This window comes from Streptomyces sp. AC550_RSS872 (assembly GCF_019049285.1).
GTDB lineage: Bacteria > Actinomycetota > Actinomycetes > Streptomycetales > Streptomycetaceae > Streptomyces.
The window spans coordinates 61,963-71,364 of sequence record NZ_JAGMUL010000082.1; the positions used below are offsets into that span (position 1 = coordinate 61,963).

The 9,402-nt window shown below is 71.6% G+C and carries 8 protein-coding genes and 1 pseudogene; 5 read left to right on the forward strand and 4 right to left on the reverse strand.

Annotated elements, in window-relative coordinates; all coding sequences use genetic code 11:
- Positions 1–143 precede the first annotated feature (143 nt).
- The 4 genes from KUM44_RS27940 to KUM44_RS27955 are packed head-to-tail and all read left to right on the forward strand — an operon-like array spanning position 144 to position 5,734.
- Positions 144–1,673, forward strand: coding sequence for a GMC family oxidoreductase (locus KUM44_RS27940; RefSeq protein ID WP_217212246.1), 1,530 nt, complete (start codon positions 144–146; stop codon positions 1,671–1,673).
- Positions 1,673–2,812 (forward strand): glycine betaine/L-proline ABC transporter ATP-binding protein, encoded by a 1,140-nt coding sequence (locus KUM44_RS27945; protein WP_217212248.1) that lies wholly within the window; start codon positions 1,673–1,675, stop codon positions 2,810–2,812. The genes KUM44_RS27940 and KUM44_RS27945 overlap by 1 nt, the downstream gene beginning before the upstream one ends.
- Entirely contained in the window at positions 2,812–4,761 is a 1,950-nt protein-coding gene (locus tag KUM44_RS27950) for a proline/glycine betaine ABC transporter permease (RefSeq protein ID WP_217212249.1), read from the forward strand. The genes KUM44_RS27945 and KUM44_RS27950 overlap by 1 nt, the downstream gene beginning before the upstream one ends.
- Position 4,762: 1 nt before the next feature.
- Positions 4,763–5,734, forward strand: a complete 972-nt coding sequence (locus KUM44_RS27955) for an ABC transporter substrate-binding protein (RefSeq protein WP_217212251.1) — start codon at positions 4,763–4,765, stop codon at positions 5,732–5,734.
- A 45-nt stretch (positions 5,735–5,779) separates the two neighbouring features.
- Here the strand turns inward: KUM44_RS27955 and KUM44_RS27960 are convergent, their stop codons facing one another.
- Genes KUM44_RS27960 through KUM44_RS27970 form a run of 3 tightly spaced genes read right to left on the reverse strand, consistent with a single transcriptional unit; the run spans position 5,780 to position 7,499 of the window.
- Complete coding sequence (locus KUM44_RS27960) at positions 5,780–6,502, reverse strand: isocitrate lyase/phosphoenolpyruvate mutase family protein (RefSeq protein ID WP_217212253.1); 723 nt, start codon at positions 6,500–6,502, stop codon at positions 5,780–5,782.
- The gene (locus KUM44_RS27965; RefSeq protein WP_308402740.1) at positions 6,499–6,972 is read right to left on the reverse strand and encodes a carboxymuconolactone decarboxylase family protein; all 474 of its coding nucleotides are present in this window, start codon (positions 6,970–6,972) and stop codon (positions 6,499–6,501) included. Before KUM44_RS27965 ends, KUM44_RS27960 begins: the two co-directional genes overlap by 4 nt.
- Positions 6,969–7,499, reverse strand: coding sequence for a carboxymuconolactone decarboxylase family protein (locus KUM44_RS27970; protein WP_217212256.1), 531 nt, complete (start codon positions 7,497–7,499; stop codon positions 6,969–6,971). The genes KUM44_RS27965 and KUM44_RS27970 overlap by 4 nt, the downstream gene beginning before the upstream one ends.
- 47 nt (positions 7,500–7,546) lie before the next feature.
- On the opposite strand from KUM44_RS27970, the gene KUM44_RS27975 reads away from it, so the two are divergent.
- A complete protein-coding gene (locus KUM44_RS27975; protein ID WP_217212258.1) occupies positions 7,547–8,965 on the forward strand; it encodes a PLP-dependent aminotransferase family protein in 1,419 nt (472 codons plus the stop codon).
- 102 nt (positions 8,966–9,067) lie between these two features.
- Here KUM44_RS27975 and KUM44_RS27980 read toward each other — a convergent pair.
- Positions 9,068–9,402 (reverse strand): annotated as a pseudogene (locus KUM44_RS27980) (hypothetical protein); the annotation flags it as partial.

Here is a 9,402-nt window from a genome sequence, read left to right on the forward strand (position 1 = left end):
GTGCCGCGGTTCGTCGTTCGGCGTCTGCGGCGCCATCGTGGCTGGTCGCGCCCGCGCGGCGGAGCCGCATATCGACGCAGCCCCGCGCCCCTTCAGGGCGCTTCCGTCACGCCCCTCAAGTCTGAACCCCTGGAGTACCCCCCATGTCCCAGAACACCCCCGTCTACGACTACGTCGTCATCGGCGGCGGCACCGCAGGCTCCGTCATAGCCTCCCGCCTCACCGAGAACCCCGACACCACCGTCGCCGTCATCGAGGGCGGCCCCAGTGACGTCGGCCGCGACGACGTCCTCACCCTGCGCCGCTGGATGGGTCTCCTCGGCGGCGAGCTGGACTACGACTACCCCACCACCGAGCAGCCCCGCGGCAACTCGCACATCCGGCACAGCCGGGCCCGTGTCCTCGGCGGATGTTCCAGCCACAACACGCTCATCGCCTTCAAGCCGCTGCCGTCCGACTGGGACGAGTGGGAGGAGGCGGGCGCCACGGGCTGGGGCGCGGTGCCGATGGAGGCGTACTACGCCCGGCTGAAGAACAACATCGTCCCGGTCGACGAGAAGGACCGCAACGCCATCGCCCGCGACTTCGTCGACGCGGCGCAGGGCGCGCTCGGCGTCCCGCGTGTCGAGGGCTTCAACAAGCAGCCCTTCACCGAGGGCGTCGGTTTCTTCGACCTCGCCTACCACCCCGAGAACAACAAGCGTTCGTCGGCGTCGGTGGCGTATCTGCACCCGGTGATGGACGAGCGGGAGAACCTGACGATCCTGCTGGAGACCTGGGCGTACAAGCTGGAGCTGAACGGCACGCGCGCCGAGGGCGTCCACGTCCGTACCAAGGACGGCGAGGAGGTCCTGATCCGCGCCCGGCGCGAGGTGGTCCTGTGCGCGGGCGCCGTCGACTCGCCCCGGCTGCTGATGCACTCCGGCATCGGACCCGGGGAGGACCTCACCAAGCTGGGCATCCCGGTCGTCCACGACCTGCCGGGCGTCGGCGAGAACCTGCTCGACCACCCCGAGTCGGTGATCGTCTGGGAGACCGACGGACCGATCCCCGACAACTCCGCGATGGACTCCGACGCGGGCCTCTTCGTGCGCCGCGACCCCGAACACCAGGGCCCCGACCTGATGTTCCACTTCTACCAGATCCCGTTCACGGACAACCCGGAACGACTGGGCTACCAGCGGCCGGAGTTCGGGGTGTCCATGACCCCGAACATCCCCAAGCCGAAGAGCCGCGGCCGGCTGTACCTGACCAGCGCCGACCCGGCCGTGAAGCCCGCGCTGGACTTCCGCTACTTCACCGACGAGGACGACTACGACGGCCGCACCCTCGTCGACGGCATCCGCATCGCCCGTGAGATCGCCAAGACCGAACCGCTCGCGGGCTGGCTCAAGCGGGAGGTGTGCCCCGGCCCCGACGTCACCGGCGACGAGGAGCTCAGCGAGTACGCGCGCAAGGTCGCGCACACCGTGTACCACCCGGCCGGCACCTGCCGCATGGGCGCCGCCGACGACGAACTGGCCGTGGTCGACCCACAGTTGAGAATCCGAGGCCTGGACGGCATCCGAATCGCCGACGCCTCCGTCTTCCCGACGATGACCGCAGTGAACCCGATGATCGGCGTGCTCATGGTCGGGGAGAAGGCCGTCGATCTGCTTGGAGGTGAGGCGTGATGAGTACCTTTAACACCCCTGGTGCTACTGCTACCCCTGGTACCGCTAGTGCCACTGATACCCCTGTCTTCTCTGTCGACGGTCTCTGGAAGGTCTTCGGCCCGAAGGCCCACCGCGTCCCGGCCGACCCGGAGCTGGCCGGGCTCACGTCCGCCGAGCTGCGCGCCCGCACCGGCTGCACGGCGGCCGTGCAGGACGTCTCCTTCGACGTCCGCAAGGGCGAGGTCTTCGTCGTGATGGGCCTGTCCGGCTCCGGCAAGTCCACGCTGGTGCGCTGTCTGACCCGGCTGATCGAGCCGACCGCGGGCACCATCGCCATCGACGGCGAGGACGTCCGCGCCATGGACAAGACCCGGCTGCGCGAACTGCGCCGCCACCGCGCCGCGATGGTCTTCCAGCACTTCGGCCTGCTCCCGCACCGCACGGTCCTGGACAACGTGGCGTACGGCCTGGAGATCCAGGGCGTCGGCAGGGCCGAGCGCCGTGAGCGGGCCGCCCAGGTCGTCGCCAAGGTCGGCCTGGAGGGCATGGAGCACCGCAGGCCGGGCCAGCTGTCCGGTGGTCAGCGCCAGCGTGTCGGCCTGGCACGGGCGTTGGCGGTGGACCCGGAGGTCCTGCTCTTCGACGAGCCGTTCAGCGCGCTCGACCCGCTGATCCGACGGGACATGCAGGAGGAGGTCGTCCGCCTGCACCGCGAGGAGGGCCGCACGATGGTCTTCATCACCCATGACCTCAGCGAGGCTCTGAAGCTCGGCGACCGTATCGCCCTGATGCGCGACGGCCGCGTCGTGCAGCTGGGCACGCCCGAGGAGATCGTGGGCTCGCCGGCCGACGACTACGTCCGCGAGTTCGTCCGTGACGTGCCGCGCGAGCAGGTCATGACCGTGCGTACGGCCATGCGTGCCGCGTCGGCGGACGAGAGCGGCAACGGGCCGGCCGTCGCGCCGGACGCGACGGTGTCCGAGGCGATCGAGGCGGTGGCGCGCACCGGTGCCCCGGCCCGGGTCATGGAGGGCGGGCGCTGCCTGGGGGTCGTCGACCACGAGCGTCTCCTCGGCGTCGTGGCGGGGACGGAGCAGAGCGCGCCGGCGGGGCAGAGCGCCGCAGCGGGGGCTGGGAAGCGCAAGGAGGTGGCTTGATGGCCACCGTCACCGCCGCCGCCCCCCGCGCCGCCCTGCCCGGCATCCTCAAACAGCCCGTCGTCCGCAAGCTCCTGCTGCTGGCGCTCGCCGCCGCGATCCTCGTACCGCTGGCGAACGCCCGCTGGGCGAGCGGAAGCTGGCCCGCCGCGCTGACCGTCGACTTCTCCGACCAGCTGACCAAGGCCAGCGTCTGGATCATCGACAACCGGGACAGCCACCCGCTGTTCGTCTACTTCTTCGGGCACATCAGCAACGCGGTCGTGATCTCCGTGCGCGCCGTGTACCTGGTGCTGCTCGCGGCCGGCTGGGCCGGCGTCACCGCCGCCGCCTCCCTGATCGCCTGGCGGGTCGCTGGCCTCAGGCTCGCCGCCGGTACCGGCATCGCGCTGCTGGCCTGCGGGTTCCTCGGCATGTGGATCCCGGCCATGCAGACACTCGCGCTGATGGCCGTGGCGGTCCTCGCCTCGGTCGCCGTGGGCGCGCTGCTGGGGCTCGCCGCCGGACTGTCCGACCGTATGGACAGGATCCTGCGCCCCGTCCTCGACACCATGCAGGTGCTCCCGGCCTACGCCTACCTGCTCCCCGTCGTCCTGGTCTTCGGCATGGGCGTCCCCGCGGCCGTCCTGGCCACCGTCGTCTACGCCGCCCCGCCGATGGCCCGCCTCACCGCCCTCGGTCTGCGCGGCGCCGACAAGGAGGTGCTGGAGGCGGTCGAGTCGCTCGGCGCCACCGCACGGCAGCGCCTGCTGACCGCCCGCATCCCGCTGGCCGGCAAGGAGCTTCTCCTCGGCCTCAACCAGACGATCATGATGGCGCTGTCCATGGCGGTCATCGCGTCGGTCATCGGTGCCGGCGGCCTCGGTGACCGCGTCTACCAGGCGCTGGCCACGGTCGACGTCGGCGCGGCCCTCGCGGCCGGCATCCCGATCGTGCTGCTTGCGATTGTCCTCGACCGGGTGACCGGCGCGGCGGGCGAGGGCCTCGGTGACGAGCCGCAGCCGAACGGCCGGGCACGCTGGCTGTTCGCCCTGGCCGCCGCCGTGGCCGTAGCCGTCACCGGGCGTCTCGTGGGCCGTCTCGACTGGCCCGAGGCCTGGACCCTGAACATCGCCGAGCCGGTCAACCGCGCCGTCGGCTGGATGACCGACCACCTCTACTCCGGGGTCCCCGTCATCGGCGGCACCGCCGACTGGGCGGCCCACTTCACCACCTGGGTCCTCGACCCCGTGCGCGACACCCTGCAATGGCTGCCCTGGTGGTCGGTGCTGCTGATCGTCGCCGCCCTCGCCTGGCTGATCGGCACCTGGCGCACCGCGCTGACCGCCGTCCTCGCCATGGCCGCGATCGGTGTCCTCGGCGTGTGGACGCCGGCGCTCGACACCCTCTCCCAGGTGCTGGCGGCCGTCGCCGTCACCCTGGTCCTGGGCATCGCGACCGGCATCGCGGCCGCCCGCAGCGACCGCGTCGAGCGGCTGCTGCGGCCCGTCCTGGACGTCTTCCAGACGATGCCGCAGTTCGTGTACCTGATCCCGGTGGTCGCACTGTTCGGCGTGGGCCGCGCCCCGGCCGTCGCGGCGGCCGTCGTCTACGCCCTGCCCGCCGTAGTCCGCATCACCACCCAGGGTCTGCGCCAGGTCGACCCGGCCGCCCTGGAGTCGGCCCGCTCGCTCGGCGCGACCCCCGTCCAGCAGCTGCGGCAGGTCCAACTCCCGCTCGCCCGCCCGGCGTTGCTGCTGGCCGTCAACCAGGGCGTCGTCCTGGTCCTCGCCGTCGTCATCATCGGCGGCCTGGTCGGAGGTGGCGCGCTCGGCTACGAGGTCGTCGCCGGACTCGCGCAGGGCGACCTCGCGACCGGGCTGGTGGCCGGCGTGGCGATCGTCTGCCTGGGCCTGATGCTCGACCGGGTGACCCAGCCGACGGAACGCCGCGCGAAGAAGGGAGCCTGACATGCGTGTTCGTATGCGTACGACTGCCGTGGTGGCCGGCGTGTCCTCGCTGGCGCTGCTCACCGGCCTGACCGGCTGCGGTGCCGCCGACATGACCAAGCAGGCCTCGCCGTTCGCGGGCGCCCAGGGCGCGAAGTCCGTGACGCTGTCCGTGCAGTCCTGGGTCGGCGCGCAGGCCAACGTGGCCGTCGCGCAGTACCTGCTGGAGCACGAGCTCGGCTACCGCGTCGACACCGTCCAGATCGACGAGGTCCCCGCCTGGGACGCGCTCAGCCAGGGCCGCGTCGACGCGCTCCTGGAGGACTGGGGGCACCCGGAGGAGGAGCAGCGGTACGTCAAGGACAAGAAGACGATCGTGCCCGGCGGCGACCTCGGGGTCACCGGGCACATCGGCTGGTTCGTCCCGACGTACTTCGCCGAGCAGCACCCGGACGTCACCGACTGGAAGAACCTCGACAAGTACGCCGACCAGATGCGTACCGCCGAGAGCGGCGGCAAGGGCCAGCTGATGGACGGCTCGCCGTCCTACGTCACCAACGACAAGGCGCTGGTGAAGAACCTGGACCTGGACTACCAGGTGGTGTTCGCCGGTTCGGAGGCCGCACAGATCACGCAGATCAAACAGTTCGCCAAGGAGAAGAAGCCCTTCCTGACGTACTGGTACACCCCTCAGTGGCTGTTCAAGAAGGTCCCCATGACCGAGGTGAAGCTGCCGGCGTACAAGGAGGGCTGCGACGCGGACCCGGAGAAGGTCGCCTGCGCCTATCCGCACACCCCGCTGCAAAAGTACCTCAACGCGGACTTCGCCAAGACCGGCGGCGAGGCGGCGGCCCTGCTGAAGAAGTTCAAGTGGACGACCGAGGACCAGAACGAGGTCTCCCTGATGATCGCCGAGCAGAAACTGTCGCCCCAGGAGGCGGCGAAGAAGTGGGTGGACAGCCACGAGTCCACGTGGAAGGCGTGGCTGTCCTGAGCGTCATGTACTGACCGTCATTCCCTGACCGTCATGCCCTGACCGTCACTTTCTGAGGCCGACCGCGATCTCGCGCAGCGCCTGCGCGGTGCTGCGCTGGAGTCCCGGTCCGAACGTGATCCGGGTGGCCCCGAGTTCACCGAGCGCGGTGGGCGAGGGGCCGTCCCCGGTCACGGTGCCGTGCACGTTGATCGGCCCCTGGATGCCGGAGCGCAGCAGTGGCAGTACGTCGACGGGGGCGCCGATCGGATACACGCAGTCGGCGCCCGCGGCGACGTACAAGGCGGCCCGCTCGATGGCCCGTTCCGGATCGGACACGCCCCGGATGTACGTGTCCACGCGCGCGTTGACGAACAGCTGGTCCCCGGCCGCGTACCGCACCTCGGCGAGCCACTCGGCGTGAGCGCGCGGCTCCTTCAGGACCCCGTCCTCGGAATCCTCCAGGTTGCAGCCCACGGCACCGCTCTCCAGCAGCCGCTCGACCAGCTCCTTCGGCGCGATGCCGTATCCGCCCTCGATGTCCGCCGACACCGGCACGTCGACCGCCCGTACGATCCGGGCGACCGCAGCGAACATCTCGTCGGCCGGGGTCTGCCCGTCCTCGTACCCGAGGGAGGCGGCGACGGCCGCACTGGGTGTGGCCAGCGCGGGGAACCCCGACTCGACACAGACGCGCGCGGAGTCGGCGTCCCAGGGGCCGGGCAGTACGAGCGGGTCGCCGGGAGCCGTGCGCCGGTGCAGGGCACGGAAGGTCTCGATCTTGGTCACGGTGTGTATCCCCCTGGTGGAATGCGGCGGCCGACCATCACCCGGTTCCAGTTGTTGATGGCGACGATCAGCGCGATGAGATGGGCGAGTCGGGTGTCGTCGAAGTGCGTGGCGGCCCGGTCGTACACATCGTCGGGCACGAAACCGTCCGTGACCAAGGTGACCGCCTCGGTCAGCGCGAGCGCGGCCCGCTCCCGCTCGTCGAACAGGCCCCCGGCCTCCTCCCAGGCGGCCAGCATGTCCAACCGGTCCTCACTCACGCCGTGTCCGCGGGCGATCCCGAGATGCATGTCCAGGCAGAACGCGCAGTGGTTGAGCTGCGAGGCCCGGATCACGACGAGCTCGGCGAGGGCCGGATCGCCGAGCCCCTTCTTCGCGGCGGCGCTGACGGCCGACATGGCCTGCGCGACGGCGGGGTCGAGCACTCTTGTACGGCTCGTACGAGCCGTAGGACTTGTCCTTACGGTCACAAGTACTGCCCCGGCTGGTAGTGACCCGGGGTCCGCCGGCAGGTCACCCCGAACCGGTTCCACGCGTTGATCACCGTGATCGCGGCGATCAGCTGCGCCAGCTCGGCCTCCTCGAAGTGCGCGGCGGCCCGCTCGTAGACCTCGTCCGGCACGAAGCCGTCGGTCAGCACGGTCACGGCCTCCGTCAGTTCCAGCGCCGCGAGCTCCTTCTCGGTGTAGAAGTGCCGCGACTCCTCCCAGGCGCTCAGTTGCACGATCCGCTCGACGCTCTCGCCCGCCGCGAGCGCGTCCTTGGTGTGCATGTCGAGGCAGAACGCGCAGTGGTTGAGCTGCGAGGCCCGGATCTTCACCAGCTCGCGCAGGACCGGGTCGAGACCCCGCCCGGCTGCCGCGTCGAGCCGGATCATGGCCTTGAACACGTCGGGGGCGAGCGCGGCCCAGTCGAGACGCGGGGTGGGCTCGGGAGCGTAGGGGACGGTGCTCGGTGTGCTCGGTGTGCTCGCGGTTCTCTCTTCTGCGGTCGTCATGATCTCGACCCTAGGAGCGAAGCAGCCCAGGAGTATGGTCCACTTCCATGGTGAAACCTTGGGCCACTCTGGGCGTCGACCTCCATCTGGAACCGGCGGGACCGGGCCTGCGCCGGGGCCTGACCGACGCCCTGCGCGAGGCCGTCCGCACCGGACGCCTCGCCCCCGGCACCCGGCTGCCCTCCTCCCGCTCCCTCGCCGCCGACCTGGGCATCGCCCGCAACACGGTCGCCGAGGCCTACGCCGAACTGGTCGCCGAGGGCTGGCTCACCGCCCGCCAGGGCTCGGGCACGCGGGTCGCCGAGCGCGCGGTGATCCCGCCGGCGGGCGCGACCGCCCCACCGCACCGTGAGCGCCCGCGCCCCGCCTACGACCTGGTCCCCGGCACCCCCGACCTCGCCGCCTTCCCCCGCACGGAATGGCTCAAGGCGGCCCGCCGCGCCTTCCTCGCCGCCCCGAACCAGGCCCTCGGCTACGGCGATCCGCGCGGCCGCCCCGAACTGCGCACCGCCCTCGCCGGCTACCTCGCCCGCGCGCGGGGCGTGCGCGCCGACCCCGAGCGCGTGGTCGTGTGCGCGGGCTTTGTGCACGGCCTGCAACTGCTCGGCAGGGCGCTGCGGGCGCGTGGACTGGACACGGTGGCAGTGGAGTCGTACGGCGTGCCACCGCACTGGAAACAGCTGACGGCGGCCGGCCTGACCACCACACCCCTCGCCTTCGACGAACTGGGCACGAACCCGGGGGCATTGACGGTGGAGGAGGGCGTCGGCGCGGTGCTCCTCACCCCGGCCCACCAGTTCCCCATGGGCATCCCCCTGCACCGCGACCGCCGGGCCACGGTGGTGGACTGGGCGCGCCGCACCGGCGGACTGGTCCTGGAGGACGACTACGACGGCGAGTTCCGCTACGACCGCCAGCCCGTCGGCGCGCTCCAGGGCCTCGACCCCGACCGCGTCGTCTACCTCGGCACCGCCAGCAAGTCCCTCGCCCCCGGCCTGCGGCTGGCCTGGATGGTGCTGCCGCCGGCGCTGGTGGACGCGGTCACGGAGGCGAAGGGCGGCTCGGACACCTGCGGCGCGGTGGACCAGCTGACGCTGGCGGAGTTCCTCACCTCCGGCGCCTACGACCGCCACGTCCGCGCCGCCCGTCTGCGCTACCGCCGCCGCAGAGACGCCCTGGTCCAGGCCCTCGCCACCCACGCCCCCCACCTCCAGGTCACCGGCATCGCCGCCGGCCTGCACGCCGTCCTCCGCCTCCCGCCCGGCACCGAACAGTCCGTCCTCCAGGCCGCCACCTGGCAGGGCCTCGCCCTCAACGGCCTGAACGCCTACCGCCACGAGACAGCCACGACAGAACGCCTCGACGCCCTGGTGCTGGGCTACGGGACGCCCGCGGACCATGCGTGGGCGGGAACGTTGGAGGTTTTGTGCAGGGCGCTGCGAGCTTCCAGCCCGTCCGGCGTTTGAGGACGAGGCCCGAAGGCCGACAGCGGGGGCGGCGGCCCCCTGGCGGGGTCGAAGGGGCGGAGCCCCTTCAAGGGACGGGACGGGTGGGGGCGGCGGGAGCGCTCACCGCCCGCCAGGCGTACCCGGCGCCTCCCCGAACCGCGCCAACGCCAACGCCCCCGCCACCGACACCACAAACCCCAGCACCGCCAGCCAGGCCAACCCCTCCCGCGTACGATCCCCCAGCCACACCACCCCCACCACCGCCGGCCCGACCGTCTCCCCGATCACCATCGCCGCGGTCGCCACCGTCACCGACCCCCGCTGCAACGCCGACGTCAGCGCCAGAAACGCCGCCCCGCCCCCCAACAGCAGCGCATACGTCGCCGGATTCCCCAGCTCCGACACCGAGACCGAGTCGATCAGCCGCACCGCCACCTCCACCACCCCGAACCCGA